General features: G+C 46.7%; 16 protein-coding genes and 1 pseudogene. 5 read left to right on the forward strand and 12 right to left on the reverse strand.

The window, feature by feature from the left end:
• The first annotated feature begins 35 nt into the window (after window positions 1-35).
• Complete coding sequence (locus tag HZF10_RS16710) at window positions 36-761, forward strand: TrmH family RNA methyltransferase (protein ID WP_176007382.1); 726 nt, start codon at window positions 36-38, stop codon at window positions 759-761.
• A gap of 86 nt (window positions 762-847) precedes the next feature.
• Here HZF10_RS16710 and porT read toward each other — a convergent pair whose 3' ends face one another.
• The 3 genes from porT to HZF10_RS16730 form a co-directional block, all read right to left on the reverse strand.
• Window positions 848-1,558, reverse strand: coding sequence for a type IX secretion/gliding motility protein PorT/SprT (gene porT, locus HZF10_RS16715; RefSeq protein WP_246282647.1), 711 nt, complete (start codon window positions 1,556-1,558; stop codon window positions 848-850).
• 1 nt (window position 1,559) lies between these two features.
• The gene (ubiE, locus tag HZF10_RS16720) at window positions 1,560-2,297 is read right to left on the reverse strand and encodes a bifunctional demethylmenaquinone methyltransferase/2-methoxy-6-polyprenyl-1,4-benzoquinol methylase UbiE (RefSeq protein WP_176007383.1); all 738 of its coding nucleotides are present in this window, start codon (window positions 2,295-2,297) and stop codon (window positions 1,560-1,562) included.
• A gap of 612 nt (window positions 2,298-2,909) precedes the next feature.
• Entirely contained in the window at window positions 2,910-3,392 is a 483-nt protein-coding gene (locus tag HZF10_RS16730; protein ID WP_176007384.1) for a dihydrofolate reductase, read from the reverse strand.
• Window positions 3,393-3,633: 241 nt separating this feature from the next.
• Between HZF10_RS16730 and HZF10_RS16735 the strand changes: the two are divergent.
• Window positions 3,634-3,930, forward strand: a pseudogene (locus HZF10_RS16735) (isoamylase early set domain-containing protein).
• Between the two features lie 49 nt (window positions 3,931-3,979).
• On the opposite strand, the gene HZF10_RS16740 reads toward HZF10_RS16735, so the two are convergent.
• From HZF10_RS16740 to HZF10_RS16775, 9 genes are all read right to left on the reverse strand, one after another.
• Window positions 3,980-4,369, reverse strand: a complete 390-nt coding sequence (locus HZF10_RS16740; protein WP_176007385.1) for a DoxX family protein — start codon at window positions 4,367-4,369, stop codon at window positions 3,980-3,982.
• Between the two features lie 49 nt (window positions 4,370-4,418).
• Window positions 4,419-4,634, reverse strand: coding sequence for a hypothetical protein (locus HZF10_RS17945; RefSeq protein ID WP_176007386.1), 216 nt, complete (start codon window positions 4,632-4,634; stop codon window positions 4,419-4,421).
• Window positions 4,631-5,005 (reverse strand): DoxX family protein, encoded by a 375-nt coding sequence (locus HZF10_RS16745; RefSeq protein WP_176007387.1) that lies wholly within the window; start codon window positions 5,003-5,005, stop codon window positions 4,631-4,633. The genes HZF10_RS17945 and HZF10_RS16745 overlap by 4 nt, the downstream gene beginning before the upstream one ends.
• Window positions 5,006-5,052: 47 nt before the next feature.
• Window positions 5,053-5,460 (reverse strand): VOC family protein, encoded by a 408-nt coding sequence (locus HZF10_RS16750; protein ID WP_176007388.1) that lies wholly within the window; start codon window positions 5,458-5,460, stop codon window positions 5,053-5,055.
• 103 nt (window positions 5,461-5,563) lie between these two features.
• Window positions 5,564-6,484, reverse strand: a complete 921-nt coding sequence (locus HZF10_RS16755) for an energy transducer TonB (RefSeq protein WP_176007389.1) — start codon at window positions 6,482-6,484, stop codon at window positions 5,564-5,566.
• 8 nt (window positions 6,485-6,492) lie between these two features.
• On the reverse strand, window positions 6,493-7,317 hold the full coding sequence (locus HZF10_RS16760) for a thymidylate synthase (RefSeq protein WP_176007390.1): 825 nt from the start codon (window positions 7,315-7,317) through the stop codon (window positions 6,493-6,495).
• Window positions 7,318-7,531: 214 nt separating this feature from the next.
• Complete coding sequence (locus HZF10_RS16765; RefSeq protein ID WP_176007391.1) at window positions 7,532-8,146, reverse strand: bifunctional nuclease family protein; 615 nt, start codon at window positions 8,144-8,146, stop codon at window positions 7,532-7,534.
• 766 nt (window positions 8,147-8,912) lie between these two features.
• On the reverse strand, window positions 8,913-9,881 hold the full coding sequence (locus HZF10_RS16770) for an electron transfer flavoprotein subunit alpha/FixB family protein (protein WP_176007392.1): 969 nt from the start codon (window positions 9,879-9,881) through the stop codon (window positions 8,913-8,915).
• A gap of 31 nt (window positions 9,882-9,912) precedes the next feature.
• Window positions 9,913-10,659, reverse strand: coding sequence for an electron transfer flavoprotein subunit beta/FixA family protein (locus HZF10_RS16775; RefSeq protein WP_176007393.1), 747 nt, complete (start codon window positions 10,657-10,659; stop codon window positions 9,913-9,915).
• 224 nt (window positions 10,660-10,883) lie between these two features.
• Between HZF10_RS16775 and HZF10_RS16780 the strand changes: the two genes are divergently transcribed.
• From HZF10_RS16780 to HZF10_RS16790, 3 genes are all read left to right on the forward strand, one after another.
• Window positions 10,884-11,453, forward strand: coding sequence for a helix-turn-helix domain-containing protein (locus HZF10_RS16780; RefSeq protein ID WP_176007394.1), 570 nt, complete (start codon window positions 10,884-10,886; stop codon window positions 11,451-11,453).
• A 447-nt stretch (window positions 11,454-11,900) separates the two neighbouring features.
• The gene (locus HZF10_RS16785) at window positions 11,901-12,911 is read left to right on the forward strand and encodes a pyruvate dehydrogenase complex E1 component subunit beta (RefSeq protein ID WP_317171650.1); all 1,011 of its coding nucleotides are present in this window, start codon (window positions 11,901-11,903) and stop codon (window positions 12,909-12,911) included.
• 51 nt (window positions 12,912-12,962) lie between these two features.
• Window positions 12,963-15,467 (forward strand): DUF5686 and carboxypeptidase-like regulatory domain-containing protein, encoded by a 2,505-nt coding sequence (locus HZF10_RS16790; protein ID WP_176007396.1) that lies wholly within the window; start codon window positions 12,963-12,965, stop codon window positions 15,465-15,467.
• The last annotated feature ends 8 nt before the right edge of the window (window positions 15,468-15,475 follow it).

Genomic DNA, 15,475 nt, shown 5'->3' on the forward strand with positions numbered 1-15,475 from the left:
AAGTTCGGCGATTAAAGGTCAAAAATACAGAATTCATGGTTAGTAAAAACCAAATAAAGCGAATAACGGGGCTTCACCAAAAAAAGTATCGGCAACAGGAAGCGCTGTTTTTGGCCGAAGGCGTCAAAGTCATAAGCGAGCTGCTCGATTCTTCGTTCGAATTGGAGCATCTTTTTGAAATCGAGCCGCTTTTCCCTCAGGTTTCTGATTCCAAAAAGACGATGGCCACCGAATCCGACCTCAAAAAAATGAGCGCGCTTTCAACCGCCAACAATTGTCTTGCCGTTTTTAAAATTCCGCCGCCAAAACCTATAGATGAATCCGGATTGATCGTCGCACTCGACGACATTCGCGATCCGGGAAATCTCGGTACGATCTTGCGCCTTTGCGATTGGTTCGGGATCAAGCAGGTCGTGTGTTCTAAAGAAACCGTCGATCTGTACAACCCCAAAGTGGTCCAGGCGACGATGGGATCGCTTGCGAGAGTGAATGTCGTGTATGCCGATTTGCGCGATTTCCTTTCCGATACGAAACTTCCGGTATTCGGGACGTTTATGGACGGAGACAATATTTACGCCGAAAATCTTCCGTCAAACGGAATCATCGTCATGGGCAACGAAGCCAACGGCATTTCTCCTGAAGTGGAAAAACGGACGACCAAACGAATTTCAATCCCGCGTTTCGGCGATTTGCAGAAAACCGAAAGTTTGAACGTGGCGACGGCAACCGCGATTATCTTGAGTGAATTCCGAAGAAAATAGATTTTCAGATTCACGGATTTTCAGTAACAGGTCAATTAAACCCCAAGGCTTAATCTGTCAATCTGAAATCTAAGAATCTGTAAATCTTAATGGAACGTGAAGTTCACCAAAATCGCTCTGGTCTTCATAGACGCAACATTTCCCGTCCACGGGCTGTTCGGGTCGGCATCCGGGATGATTTCGTTCGACAATCCGAAAACGCCGCGGATCGAAGGTGAGAATTTGAAGTATTCAAAGTAAAGGTCGACGCCGAATCCGAGCTCGTAATTGCTCGTCCACTGCTTCATGCGGAAACGCTGCTGCAAGTTGTCGTCCTTCGATTTGAAATTGCTCGAAAGGTTCAATGTAGAAGAAACGCCACCAACCAAATACGGACGGATGTTGCCGGTTCTCAAAGACGAGAACTTGAGCAAAAGCGGGAAGTGGATGTAAGTGGAACGCACTTCGCGCAGTTGGTTTAGCTCGTCGTCTTCGGCAAATCCGTAGAAATGCAGATCGCGTTGCGTGTAGAACAATCCCGGTTCGAAGCGAAGATCTATGTATTCGTGAAGGCGCAGGTTTCCGACCAATCCGACGTTGAATCCCGTCGTTTTGTCAACCTGGATGTCCTGTCCGGGAACTTTGTAATCGAATTTGAAGTCGTAAATGTTGAATCCGAGGAAATAGCCCCAATGCACGCGCTGTTTGTCGAAATTCTCAAGGTTCACGATCGGGTCGTTGCCAAACATCCCGGTTGGTCCTTGAGCGTTGCTGTGTATGGCGAAAAGTGCGAAAAATAAGGCTACGATCTTCTTCATGCTATTTTTTGAAAGCGACATAAATGGTGGCCACGCCAAAAGTCTGGGGCAGCGCTTGCACGTTTATAAACCCAATTTTACGCAAAATATTGTTCAGTTCCTCACCGAAAGGAAATACCGAAGCCGATTCGGACAAATAGCCGTAAGCCGCGCGGTCTTTTGAAAACAGGCGTCCGATTGCGGGTAAAATGAACTTATTGTAAAAGGTATAGCCTTGCTTGAACGGGAATTTGGTCGGGTTCGAGGTTTCGAGGATCACGAAAATCCCTCCGGGACGCATCACGCGCAAAATCTCGGCAAGTCCTTTCTCTAGCGTTTCGAAGTTGCGGATACCGAAACCGACCGTCACGGCGTCGAACGAATCGTTTTCGAACGGCAAATTTTCGGAATCACCCTGTACCAATTTGATACGGCTGTCCAACTGCTTCTCGGTCACTTTTTTGCGTCCGACTTCGAGCATGCCTTCGCTCAGATCGAGCCCGACGATTTCCTGGGCCGCCGTCTGCGCCATCAGAATAGCCAAATCTCCGGTTCCGGTCGCGATGTCGAGAATCTTGCTTGGATTAGTATCGGAAACCAATCTGAGCACTTTTTTGCGCCATTTGGTATCGATCCCGAACGAAATCACGCGGTTGAGTCCGTCGTAATTGCCCGAGATGTTGTCGAACATTTGGGTGACCTGCTCTTTTTTGCCAAGAGACGAGTCTTTATAAGGAGTAATTTTTTCGGGTTGTTTCATAATCGAGCGCAAAGATAGTATAAACGGAAGAATCACCGAGTTGGTTTAATACTTCGAATTTTCCTACCCATATCCCTAAAAATAGGGAGGCAAAAAATTTCACGATATGACGGGATTGTGTGATGTGTATGTATTCGGGAATTTTACAAAAAATAAAACCGATGGAAAATATGTTATCGAGAACATTCTTTGCCGAAATGAAATGGGTTTGTCTTGCACTGGCGATCTCGTTGCTTCTTGTGAACAGCCTGAATAACGGATTCCTGTCCCTGGCTTCAGGTATGGGAACAAAACACACGTTCTTAGGGTTAAATTTGTTTTTGGAAATTTTAGTTTTTTTTGTCCTTACTATCTTTGTGGTATTTGGTATTAAGGGCTTCTTTGAGAAGTTCTCTCAAAGGTCCGCGAATGTTATACTCTTGCTTACAGGCTTGAGTCTTGCAATTGCGGTTTTCATTTTAAGTTATCAGATACTGTTTCAGGAATAGGCAAAGATTCCATCGATACATCTCCACCGGAAAAATGAACATCTGCTTATGCGGATGTTTTTTTTGTTCCTCGACTGCGCTCGGAACCTACCTTCCGAGCGCAGTCGAGGAAGCATAATCCCAATCATTTCCGTATAAAAGTCTCAAACACAAAATTATAAACGTGCTTTTCATCTTTAGCATGAAACTCCGATGTTTCCAATTTCCAATCGTCTTCAGAAAATTCAGGGAAAAACGCATCGGCTTCTAACGAAACGTCAACACGCGTAAGCTCGATCTTGTCGGCAAACGGAAGCGCGAGATCGTAGATTTCACCTCCGCCGATCACATACACGTCTTCATTTTCGGGACAGACCTTGAGCGCTTCTTCCATACTTCCGACGACGATGCAATTTTCGGCCTTATAATCCGATTGTCTCGTAATGATTACATGGACACGGTTCGGAAGCGGCTTCGGGAAACTCTCGAACGTCTTTCTTCCCATGATGATATAATGACCGGACGTAAGCGCCTTGAAGCGTTTGAAATCGTCGGGCAAATGCCAAAGCAGTTGATTGTCTTTGCCCAAAGCATTGTTTTTTGCGGCGGCGGCGATAAGGATGATCATGTCAAGGCGTTTTTGAGGCATTAAAGATACTTCATCCGGCGAAATTCGCGAAAGTGTATTTTCCGATTCCAAATCATGAAAACGTTTTCCTGTTTCGGAATCGGTAAATAAAAGTGAACGATTTAGGAAAACGCCTTAAAAATCAGTGCGTTTATGAAATTATTGTAAATCTTATGCACCGTCGCCGAGCGTGTTTCGAAAAGTAGTTCCTTTGCTTCATAATCCTAAAAATGAAACGATTATGGCGATAAAGAAACAATTTACAAAGACGAAACCGGTCTGTAAAGTGACTTTTTCTGTCTAGGCCAAAGAAGCGCAAACCGCATCCGTGGTCGGTGATTTCAACGAATGGTATGCCGAAGCCGGGAAATTGGGCAAGCAAAAAAACGGGACTTTCAAAGGCGCTTTCGATTTGCCCAAAGACGGTTCTTATGAATTCCGATATGTGGTAGACGGCCAATACAGGAACGAACCCGAAGCCGACGGTTTTAGATACAACGACTTTGCCGGAACCGAAAACAGCGTACTCAACACATAAAAAAAATCGCCCCTTGTTTGGAGGCGATTTTTGTTTTTTACGAATCGGCTTATTTCGCCAAAACCGCAGCATATCGGTCGCGGTACGCATAAATCAAGAAGATGTTCCCAAGCAGCAAGGCCGCACCCATACCGATGGTTTCCGGTCCGAGGAACGCATGGAACAAGAAGACATTGATCGTAATCGGCAGGATCACGATGTTCGCCAAAGCGACGTAGAATCCCGATACGAACAGCACGCCGCAAATCAGTTCCAAAATTTTGACCAGCGGCATCAGGTAACCGGTGGCATCGGCTCCGGCATTCCATTTCATGACGCCTTCAGACATTTCCTGTTTCGGGAAAGGAATGACCTGCATCATCATCAGGAAATACGTGACGGAAGCGAACAGCAGGATCAATCCTACCAAAATGCGTACGATAATTGTGGCAATTCTCATAATTGGTTGGTTAATTGGTTGTACAAAAGGTGGTTGGTTTTTTTCGAAGTTACGATAAAATTCCGCAGGAAAATCCTTGCGCTTCCATGAAGGATATTACTTCGTCCGGATTCACATCGGCGCTTTCAATCCGAAGTATGCGGTCGCAATCCTCGAGATCGAAAGTGATTCCGGCTGTCGGGAAAATAGCCGTTAGCGCGAATACCAAACGCCTCGCCTGAGCAGGTTTGCAAACATCCGTTCGAAAAACCTCGACCACCGTCATGCGATTTTTGCGAGATTTATTTTATGGAAGCTGTTGTACGACGCTGCAAGTATAGCGAGCCAGATCAATGGGAAAATCGCGAAGAAACCGAAGCCGTCCACGCAAAAATAACTGATGGAAGCGAATATAAAGTCGAACGCAAATCCTGCATACGCCCATTCCTTGATGAGTTTAGGAAACTTGGGGACGATCAGAATGATGCATCCCAAAACCTTGAAAACGACGAGTGCGTTGCCGAAATATTCGGGATAACCCAAATGTCGGATGCCTTCTTTGGCCATTTCGGTTTGTGAAGTGAACGCCGGGATCAATCCCTCGAAAATAAAAATCAGTGAAGTAGTTATCCAAAAAATGATTTTATGTGTTTTCATATTTAAGTGCTGAAGTTGAACGTGCTAAAGTGCTTGTGTTTGTGAAGTTACTGCGGAAATTGACTCATATCCATATATGAGAATTCCCAACAATGTCCGTCGAGATCGCGGAAACCGTGGTTGTACATGAATCCGTAGTCTTGGCTCGCGCCCGGGACTTTCGCTCCGGCGTCTTTGGCCTTGCGTACGATTTCGTCTACTTTCTCGCGACTTTCGGCACTCAGGCAAATGATTGATTCGATAGACTTGCTCGTATCGCAGATTTCCTCGTCCATGAAGCTCTTGAAGAACGGTTCGGTAAGCAACATCACGAAAATGGAAGGTTCCTCGATGATCATGCAGGTCGCTTTTTCATCGGTAAATTGCGGATTAAACGTATAACCCAATTTGGTAAAGAATTCGACCGAACGGTTCAGGTCTTTTACCGGAAGATTGACAAAGATGCTGGTTGGCATAACGTTTTGATTTAAAGTTATATGCCAAAGATATAGCGGCGCCTCGGTTTGGGCGATGTGTAAAAGCGACGATGTTAAGGGTTGATTGCGACAGGAAATAATGTCATCCGGCGATCATTATCGGCATCGTGAAAGGGAAATCAATGGGTTTTCCGCGATGAAATGCAGGCGTCCATCTTTCGATTTTCTCGAACATGTTCATCACTTCCTGATCGGTCGAAGCGCCCAAACTCCTTAGCACCTTCACGTCCTTTACAAAACCTTCGGACGTTATGAGGAAACCGATGATTATGCGTCCTGGTTTTGCGTCTTTAGGAGTCCTGAAATTGGTGCGCACGAATGTGTAGAAATCATTCATTCCCGATTTGTATTGGGGTTTTTTATCTACTTCGGTATATGAATATTCGATTCCCGATGCGTCTATGCTCTTTCCCGATATGAGCTCGCCGTTATAGTCGTACGTTTCTTCGAACGACAATCCGTGTCTGGAATTTCGGCCGGACCACTTTCCTACACGTACTTCATTTTCCATAGGGCCTTCTTCAAACAGCACATCGCCCTCTTCGGAATAATATCCTTTGCCGTTGGTGACGGTCTGTTCGCCGCTTTCTTTCCAGAAATCCGAAATCACGAATTTGCGGTTCTCGTTGGTTTTGCCCCAAATTCTCCAATGTCCTGTCATATGCGGCTTGCCGTTTTCGTACCAACTTTTCGTCTCACCGGTTTCGCGACCTTTTTCGTAATTGGACGTTTTCTTTTTGTTGCCGTTTTCCCAATATTCAGAATGGACACCTTCGTAAAAACCGCCTTCAGGCGTACTGCATTTGACACTTAGTTGCAGTTTCCCCGATTTATAGAAAGTTTGCGACAGATATTGGTCGTCCTGTTTAGAAATGGTACGGTAATACGAATGCTTACCTTCTTCTGTTTTCCTGAAAGTCGAATCGAGATACGTTCGGGAAATTTCCTGCGCGCAAACAGAATGGGCTACAAAAGCCAACGAAACGAAAAAAAGTTTCTTCATGAAAAGAGTTATACCGCTACAATACCTTTAATATGCGGATGCGGATCGTAATCGACCAAAGTGAAATCCTCGAACTTAAAATCAAATATGTTGTTTATTTCGGGATTCAGGATCATTTTCGGAAGCGGACGCGGTTCTCTCGAAAGCTGCAATTCCACTTGCTCGAAATGGTTGTTGTAAATGTGCGCATCGCCGAAAGTATGGATGAAATCACCAGGCTGCAAACCTACGACCTGTGCGACCATCATCGTAAACAGCGCATACGACGCGATGTTGAACGGTACGCCCAAAAAGATGTCGGCGCTGCGTTGGTACAATTGGCAAGACAGTTTTCCTTCGGCGACATAGAATTGGAAAAATGCATGGCAAGGCGGAAGCGCGGCTTTACCGTTGGCGACGTTTTCCTCGAAAGATTTCGAAGTGTCGGGCAAAACGGACGGATTCCATGCGGAAACGAGCATTCTTCTACTATTCGGATTCTTTTTTAACGTATTGATGAGTTCTTCGATCTGGTCGATTTCCTCACCGTTCCAGTTTCTCCATTGATAGCCGTAAACCGGACCTAAATCTCCATTCGGATCGGCCCATTCGTCCCATATCTTTACGCCGTTCTCGTTGAGGTATGAGATGTTCGTGTCGCCTTTGAGGAACCACAACAATTCATGAATGATCGATTTGAGGTGCAGTTTCTTCGTCGTGACCAACGGAAAACCTTCCGATAAGTCGAAACGCATCTGGTAACCGAAAACGCTTTTTGTTCCCGTTCCGGTCCTGTCTCCTTTTTGTACGCCGTTCTCGAGAACGTGCTTCACCAAATCATGATATTGTTGCATGGCTGTCTTTTTAGATAGATTTCAACTGTAAAACCCATTTCTTTTCTAACGCGATAAATGTAAAATAAGCTTGTCGGATTGGGAAATTTTGGGCTTAAAAGAAATCAACACGTATTGTTTATAGTTTTTGCTTCGGAAATTGGATTTACGTGAAACCCGAAGCGAGAGAGAGTCCGTCCAAAAACAAAAAATCCCGCAAAAAGCAGGATTCCGTTTATGACTCTCGTCTAGATATTTCATCGCGGATTTTGGCCGCTTTTTCGTAATCTTCATCGCGAACCGCACCTTCGAGCAATTCGTTGAGTTCGGCAAGGCTGTGTTTGGTGTAGGTTTCTCCGGATTGGTTCGATTCTTCGCCCATTCCGAATGTTTCGGGAGACGAAAGTACGTCGTCCGGGTTTTCTTCATCGGATGAAGCTTTGAGATAAATACCGGCCTTGTCCAAAATATTTTTATATGTGAAAATAGGCGCGTTGAAGCGAAGAGCAAGCGCAATCGCGTCCGATGTGCGCGCATCGATGATTTCCTCGATCTTGTCGCGTTCGCAGATGATGCTCGAATAGAAAACCCCGTCCACGAGTTTGTGGATGATGACCTGCTTGACGACGATATCGAACCGGTCGGCGAAATTCTTGAACAGGTCGTGTGTGAGCGGGCGAGGCGGCCTGATTTCTTTCTCGAGCGCAATCGCGATGGATTGGGCCTCGAATGCACCGATTACGATCGGTAATTTGCGGTCGCCGTCAACTTCGTTCAAAATAAGGGCATAGGCGCCATTTTGCGTCTGGCTGTACGAAATCCCCTTTATTGTCAGTTTTACTAAACTCATGTTGCAAAAATACGATTGCGTTTGGATTTGGCAAGGAGTTTTGCAAGATAGGAAAGCTTCGCCTTCGATTGATTTTTCTTTTTCTGCGCAAACTTCGCTAGCTGGAAGTTTTCACCTGCGGTGGGGCTTTCTTTTGCTTCGCCGCAAAAGAAACAAAAAGGCGGGAGCGACGCACAAAATTGGCTAAAAACCGGCACGGCTGCGCAAATGAAATAAACTCGCTGCGCTCAGACAGTATTTCATTTTTTGCGGCATCCTGAGCCGTTTTTCTTGACGCCAATTTTATGACGTCGCGACTAATCGGAAGTGGTTATTTTATTTTGGCTTGCAAGCTGCGCCAAAAATCCTCCTAAGAAAGTCTCTTTTGTGTCTTTGACGGAACGATTCCACGTCGTCCGAAGAAAAATATCTCCAAAAAACACGAAAGGTTCTTCCGGAGACGCATTTCCCAAAGCGCAGCGGCGGGAAATGCCAATAAAAACTTCCGCTTTCCAGTGCTATGATCGCGCAGGCGGGCACCTGACGCCACGATGGTTTGGAAAGAAGTGAAAAGCTGTTTGAGCGCAGCGAGTTCTTTTCGCTTCCAAACCGCGTGGCTGTCAGGTCGCCTTCGCGGTCGCGCCAAAGGCATTTTTGTTTCTTTTGTTGCCAGACAAAAGAAAGCCCTGCTGGCAAGCGAAACCTTCCAGCTAGCGAAGTTTGCGCCGAAAAAAAAACGGCCTCGAAAAAATCGAAGCCGCTTCCTAAGCTAGTTTGGGTTAGTAAACTACGCGTTATTAGCTTTAAATTCCTTAATCTTCTCTGTAAGCTTCGGAACGATCTCGAAAGCATCACCGACAACCCCATAATCCGCGACCTTAAAGAAAGGTGCTTCAGCATCAGAATTGATGACGAGTTTCACTTTAGAAGCGTTGATTCCCGCAATGTGCTGGATCGCACCCGAAATCCCGACCGCCACGTAAAGGTTCGTCGCAACGGGTTTTCCGGTTTGCCCGACGTGCTCGCTGTGAGGACGCCATCCTAAATCTGAAACCGGTTTCGAGCAAGCCGTAGCCGCGCCCAAAGCCGAAGCCAAATCTTCGATCAATCCCCAGTTTTCAGGACCTTTGAGTCCGCGTCCGCCCGAAACCACGACTTCCGCGTCTGCGATCGTAAGTTTTCCGGCAGTCTTGTCGACAGATTCGGTTTTGATGTTGAAATCGGCATCGTTCAACGCAGGAGAAAAATCTTCTTCCGAAGCCGATCCCATGTTTTCAAAAACACCGTATGAATTTTTCGCAAGCCCAAGCACTTTCACGTCCGTAGCGATTTCGGTAATGTTGAACGCCTTGTTCGAAAAAGCGTTTCTCTTGACCTGGAAAGGCGAAGTGCTTACCGGCAATCCGACCACGTTCGACGCGTAACCTGCGCTCAAACCTACGGCTACAAGAGGGGCGAGGTACAAGCTGTCTGTCGTAGAAGACAACAAAACTAGTTTCGTCCCTTCTTTCTGGGCGGCTTGTTTAATCACATCGGCGTAAGCTTTGGCGTTGAATGCCGACAATTTATCGTTGGTCACTTTGAGGACCTTGTCTACGCCATATTTCGACAATTCCGAAACATTGTTCGCGTTCACGGTCACGGCCGTTACTGTCGTTCCAAGCGATTCGGCCACTTTTTTTCCGTAGGAAGCCAGCTCGAAAGCAACTTTTTTGAACTTCCCGTCGGATGATTCTGCGTATATTAAGATTGACATTTTTAGTCGATTGTTTGTTAAACGATGATTCTTAGATGACTTTAGCCTCGTTGTGCAAAGCGTTCACCAACTCGTCGAGATTGTCTACGGTAAACAATTTGACCGGACCTTTTGCGGCTGGTTTTTCGAACTTCACGGCTTTGGTGGTTTGGTCGGCCGAAACCGGTTCCAACACCTGAAGTGCTTTGGTACGCGCCGTCATGATGCCGCGCATGTTAGGGATTCTCAGGTCTTTTTCTTCTACAAGCCCTTTTTGTCCGCCAACGATAAGCGGTAGCGAAGTAGACAACGTTTCTTTTCCGCCGTCGATCTCGCGTGTCGCTTTTACGTTCGATCCGTCGACGGTCAAGCCGATGCAAGAGTTCACGAAGTTCGCGCCGGTCAAGGCCGCAAGCATTCCCGGAACCATTCCGCCGTTATAGTCGAGTGATTCTTTTCCGCAGATCACAAGGTCGTATCCGCCGTTTTTGACGACTTCGGCCAATTGTTTGGCTACGAAAAAACCGTCTGTCGGGGTTGCGTTTACGCGGATCGCTTCGTTAGCACCGATTGCAAGCGCTTTTCTCAAAGTGGCTTCTGTGTCGGCAGCGCCCACGTTCACGACCGTCACGTTCGCTCCTTGTTGTTCTTGGAACCACACGGCGCGAGTCAGTCCGAATTCGTCGTTCGGATTGATTACGAACTGTACGCCATTGGTGTCGAATTCCGCGTCACCATTGGTGAAATTGATTTTTGAAGTAGTATCAGGCACGTGGCTGATGCAAACTAATATTTTCATTTTTTATGATGAAGTTTTGGATTTTTCGTGGCCGAAGGTAATGAATTAATTTATAAAATGTACTATGCGTGCATAATAAATGAATGTATTATAACGATTTCGCTCGCGATATTTTTGAATTATCAAGAGTTGTCTTGTTAATCTCGAAGTTGGCGTTATTGCAACACGGATCGACGTTATCGATAAAAGCCAATTCGTAACTTTGCCCGCATAACATTCCCGCGATGGCACACGACATAAAAGTATCGGTCAAGAACATGGTTTGCCCGCGTTGCATCATGACGGTAGAGCGTATATTGGATTCGCTTTCGATTCCATATAATAAGGTTGAACTCGGGGAAATTTTCATGCCTCAAGTTTTGTCTGACGAAACATCTGATAAGCTCAAACACGAACTTCAAAAAACCGGTTTCGAGCTCATCGAAAGCCGCGTGCACAAAATCGTTTCGGACGTCAAGCTCGCCATTGCCGAATACCTCGAAAACACGACCGACAGGAAAATGAACCTGTCGGCCTTTATAAACAATCGCCTCGCTTACGACTACAGTTATTTGAGCGATCTTTTTTCAAATATCGAAAGCAAATCGATCGAACAGTATTTCATCGAGCTTCGCATCGAAAAAGTGAAGGAACTAATCGTGTACGACCAGTTGTCGTTTACCGAGATCGCTTTCCGGACGGGTTTCAGCAGCGTCCATCACCTTTCTGCCCAGTTCCGGAAAGTGACGGGATTGACGCCTTCGCATTTCAAGAACATCCGATCGGTCAAGCGAAAACCGCTGGACGGGATCTGAATCCAAAAATTATGTACATCTTTCCCTTTATCGCATACCGGGCCGCAGGTATGCCCGGGATAACTTTGCCTCAATAAATCGAAACAAAAACGTATGCAGGAATCATCATCAAAAAACAGCTGTGGAAACGCCAATTGCAGCTGTAATCAATGCGAGTGTATGAAAAACCCGGTTTTCCGGATGCTCTCGATCTTCAGGCGAAAGAATAACGTTAATAATTAAAAGTATGGAAGCAAATCAAAACAAAGGGTGCAGCAATCCGAACTGCACATGTGAAAATTGTACCTGCGGTGACAACTGCACGTGTACGGGAAACTGATTGTTCAACAATCCGATCATCAATCAAAATGGAGGCTTCGGCCTCTTTTTTTATGCAGTGTCCATACGCAGAAAACGTTGGGCCAAAACAAAAAAGGATTTCGCTTTGTATCTAGACAAAAGAAGATTATTTTTGCTGTTCTAAAATCAAAAACTCAAATGAGAACAATCCAATTTCGCGAAGCCGTAGCCGAAGCCATGTCCGAGGAAATGCGCCGCGACGAGTCCGTATATCTGATGGGTGAGGAAGTAGCCGAATACAACGGTGCCTATAAAGCTTCTAAAGGAATGTTGGACGAATTCGGTCCGAAGCGCGTCATCGACACGCCTATCGCCGAGCTTGGTTTTGCCGGAATCGCAGTAGGTTCGGCCATGAACGGCAACCGTCCGATCGTCGAGTTCATGACGTTCAACTTCTCGCTTGTCGGAATCGACCAGATCATCAACAACGCGGCGAAAATGCGCCAGATGTCGGCCGGGCAATTCCCGATGCCGATGGTGTTCCGCGGCCCGACGGCTTCTGCCGGACAATTGGGGGCGACGCACTCACAGGCGTTCGAGAACTGGTATGCGAACACTCCGGGATTGAAAGTGGTTGTTCCATCTACGCCATACGATGCGAAAGGACTTTTGAAATCGGCCATCCGCGACAACGATCCCGTGATTTTCATGGAATCGGAGCAGATGTACGGCGACAAAGGCGAAGTGCCGGAAGGCGAATACACGATTCCGCTGGGAGTTGCCGATATCAAACGCGAAGGAAAAGACGTAACCGTGGTTTCTTTCGGGAAAATCATCAAGGAAGCGCTTGCCGCCGGTGAGGAATTGGCAAAAGAAGGCATCGAGATCGAAGTGATCGACTTGCGTACGATCCGCCCTATGGATTACGACGCGATTCTTAATTCCGTAAAGAAAACAAACCGTTTGGTCGTGCTCGAGGAAGCTTGGCCGTTCGCTTCGGTAGCGTCCGAAATCACGTATATCGTACAGGAGCGCGCTTTCGATTACCTAGACGCGCCGATTCAGCGTATCACGACTGCCGACACGCCGGCGCCATATTCTCCGACCTTGCTCAAAGAATGGTTGCCGAACGCCCAGGATGTGATCAAAGCCGTGAAGAAAGTCACGTATAAGAAATAAACGAAATAACCGTTATCTTTGAACTTCACCTTTATGGTGAAGTTTTTTTTTATGAGCAACAAACATTCGGTTTTCAGCCTTTTCCTACTATTTTGCTTGACGACGGCGCTTGCCCAGACCAAAGTCAGCGGTATCGTTATAGACGACACTAAACTTCCCGTGCCGTATGCGAACGTACAATTCAAAGGAACGACACAATCTGCAGTTACGAACGAGGATGGGAAATTCTATATAGAATCGCCTAATACGTATAAGACTTTGGTCGTGTCTTTCATGGGATACAAAACCAAGGAAATCGAACTGACCAAAGCCGTGAACTACGATTTCACGATCACGCTCGTTCCCGAAAATCAGCTCAAGGAAGTCACGATCTACACCGGAAAAACGTCCAAGAAAAACAATCCGGCTCTCGACATCTTGCGCAAGATTTGGGAAAGGAAGCGCAAGAACGGCCTTTATATGTTCGACCAATATCAGATGGAGAAATATGAAAAGGTAGAATTCGACATGAATTCCATCGACAGCGCATTCATGAAGCGCAAGATCTGGAAAGGCATGGAGTTCATTTTCGAGCATGTCGATACGAGCGACGTTACCGGGAAAACCTATCTCCCGATTTTCATCAACGAACAACTTAGCGACGTTTACGGCGACAACGAACGCAACAAAAAGAAAGAAATCGTCAAGGCCAACAAAAATTCGGGCTTTACCGGAAACCAGCAAATACAGGCGTTCATCAAAGATTTGTACGCCGAATACAACATTTACGACAACTACCTCACGTTTTTCGACAAGAGCTTCACGAGTCCGCTTTCGCGAACCGGAATCGACGTGTACAACTATGTGTTGCGCGACACGGCCGTGATCGACAACAAAACGTGTTACAACATCGTGTTCTATCCGAGGCGCAAAAGCGAACTTACGTTCAAAGGCGATTTCTGGGTTGCCGATACGACGTTCGCGATCAAGTCGATCAACATGGCCGTGACCAAATCGGCGAACATCAACTGGGTCAAGGATATTTATATCGAACAGGAATTCGACGTCGTCAACGATTCGGTTTTCCTGCTCACGAAAGATTACATGATGTCCGATTTCTCGTTCAGCAAAAAAGACGAGTCGAAAGGCGTGTACGGAAAGCGCACGACGTATTTCCGCAACCACAAATTCAACCAAAAGAAAGCCGAAGATTTTTATAAAGCCGACGTCAATTTCCTCGACACGTCGATTTATCAGAAAGACGACGAATACTGGCGTACACATCGTTTCGAAGAGCTCAACAAAGACGAGGAAGGCGTGTATAAAATGCTCGATACGCTCAAGACCGTCAAGAAATTCAAGCGATTGTACAACACCGTCGAAGTGCTCGCGAGCGGCTATATCAATTACGGATGGTTCGATTACGGCCCGATTTATTCCACGGTGGGATACAATCAGGTCGAACGCGTGCGCATCAGGACGGGCGGTCGTACCTATTTCGGCCCGAACGATCCGTGGCGACTCGAAGGCTACACCGCTTACGGTTTCGGAGACGACAAATTCAAGTTCGGCTTGTCCGGAAAATGGATGATCGACAAAAAAAGCCGTGTCATCATCGCCGGAGGTTATCGTCGAGACGTCGAGCAGATCGGCGCCGATTTGACTGCTACGAACGATGTTTTGGGTCGAAGCAACGCATCCTCGTCGGTATTTTCGTCTGGCAGTAACGGCAAACTCACGAACATACAATTGGCGACCGCTTCTATAGAATTCGAGCCGATCAAGAACTTCCGTGTCAAATCGGGAATCAGTTACCGCACGTTGCGTTCGGCGAACAGCGCTGACGAATTTAGCCTCGACTACTACAAAGTACTGCCGACCGAATTCACGCCGGGCGTCGTCGAAAGCGAAGTCAAACAAGGCGAATTGCAATTCGAGATCGATTGGACGCCGAAACGCCAAACGATCGGTTACGGAGTCGAACGAGATGTGGTCGACAATCCGTACACGCGCTTTTTCTTCCGATTGAGTTCGGGTGTCAAAGGCATGTTCGGAAGCGATTTCGAATACCAGAAAGTGCAGTTGTTCTATCGTCAGCCGCTTATCATAGGTGCCATCGGGCGTTCGTATATCACCACCGAATTGGGCAAGACCTACGGCACCGTTCCGCTTGGGCTTATGAATATCGTTCCGGGTAACCAGACGTGGTGGCAAATCGAAAATACGTTCGGCAACCTCAATTTCTACGAGTTCGTCGCCGATGAATACGTGACCATGCATTGGGAACACAATTTCCAGGGTAAACTTTTCGCTCGTGTACCGGCTTTGAGAAAACTCAACTGGCGGGAGATTGTCGGCATCCGTGCGGTTTACGGCGAAATCTCGGACGAGAACCGCGCAATCAACGCGAGCGGACTCATTTATCGCGCTCCCGAAAACGTGTATTACGAATACGGATTCGGTATCGGCAATATCTTTAAGGTCTTCCGCCTCGACTTTTCGTGGAGAGGAAATTACCTCGATTTGCCTGATGCACGCCGATTCGCGATCAAAGGCTCGTTCGGGTTTTACTTCTAAGATTTTCG

Origin of the sequence: Flavobacterium agri, assembly GCF_013401995.1 — a bacterium.
Lineage (GTDB): Bacteria > Bacteroidota > Bacteroidia > Flavobacteriales > Flavobacteriaceae > Flavobacterium > Flavobacterium agri.

Excerpts from the sequence above, each read along its gene's own strand:
- HZF10_RS16710 (WP_176007382.1), top strand. The coding sequence starts at position 36 with ATGGTTAGTAAAAACCAAATAAAGCGAATAACGGGGCTTCACCAAAAA.
- HZF10_RS16745 (WP_176007387.1), bottom strand. The coding sequence starts at position 5,005 with ATGAAAACACATAAAATCATTTTTTGGATAACTACTTCACTGATTTTT.
- HZF10_RS17945 (WP_176007386.1), bottom strand. The coding sequence starts at position 4,634 with ATGACGGTGGTCGAGGTTTTTCGAACGGATGTTTGCAAACCTGCTCAG.
- HZF10_RS16730 (WP_176007384.1), bottom strand. The coding sequence starts at position 3,392 with ATGATCATCCTTATCGCCGCCGCCGCAAAAAACAATGCTTTGGGCAAA.
- HZF10_RS16755 (WP_176007389.1), bottom strand. The coding sequence starts at position 6,484 with ATGAAGAAACTTTTTTTCGTTTCGTTGGCTTTTGTAGCCCATTCTGTT.
- ubiE (WP_176007383.1), bottom strand. The coding sequence starts at position 2,297 with ATGAAACAACCCGAAAAAATTACTCCTTATAAAGACTCGTCTCTTGGC.
- HZF10_RS16760 (WP_176007390.1), bottom strand. The coding sequence starts at position 7,317 with ATGCAACAATATCATGATTTGGTGAAGCACGTTCTCGAGAACGGCGTA.
- HZF10_RS16750 (WP_176007388.1), bottom strand. The coding sequence starts at position 5,460 with ATGCCAACCAGCATCTTTGTCAATCTTCCGGTAAAAGACCTGAACCGT.
- HZF10_RS16740 (WP_176007385.1), bottom strand. The coding sequence starts at position 4,369 with ATGAGAATTGCCACAATTATCGTACGCATTTTGGTAGGATTGATCCTG.
- HZF10_RS16790 (WP_176007396.1), top strand. The coding sequence starts at position 12,963 with ATGAGCAACAAACATTCGGTTTTCAGCCTTTTCCTACTATTTTGCTTG.
- HZF10_RS16770 (WP_176007392.1), bottom strand. The coding sequence starts at position 9,881 with ATGTCAATCTTAATATACGCAGAATCATCCGACGGGAAGTTCAAAAAA.
- HZF10_RS16765 (WP_176007391.1), bottom strand. The coding sequence starts at position 8,146 with ATGAGTTTAGTAAAACTGACAATAAAGGGGATTTCGTACAGCCAGACG.
- HZF10_RS16775 (WP_176007393.1), bottom strand. The coding sequence starts at position 10,659 with ATGAAAATATTAGTTTGCATCAGCCACGTGCCTGATACTACTTCAAAA.
- porT (WP_246282647.1), bottom strand. The coding sequence starts at position 1,558 with ATGAAGAAGATCGTAGCCTTATTTTTCGCACTTTTCGCCATACACAGC.
- HZF10_RS16780 (WP_176007394.1), top strand. The coding sequence starts at position 10,884 with ATGGCACACGACATAAAAGTATCGGTCAAGAACATGGTTTGCCCGCGT.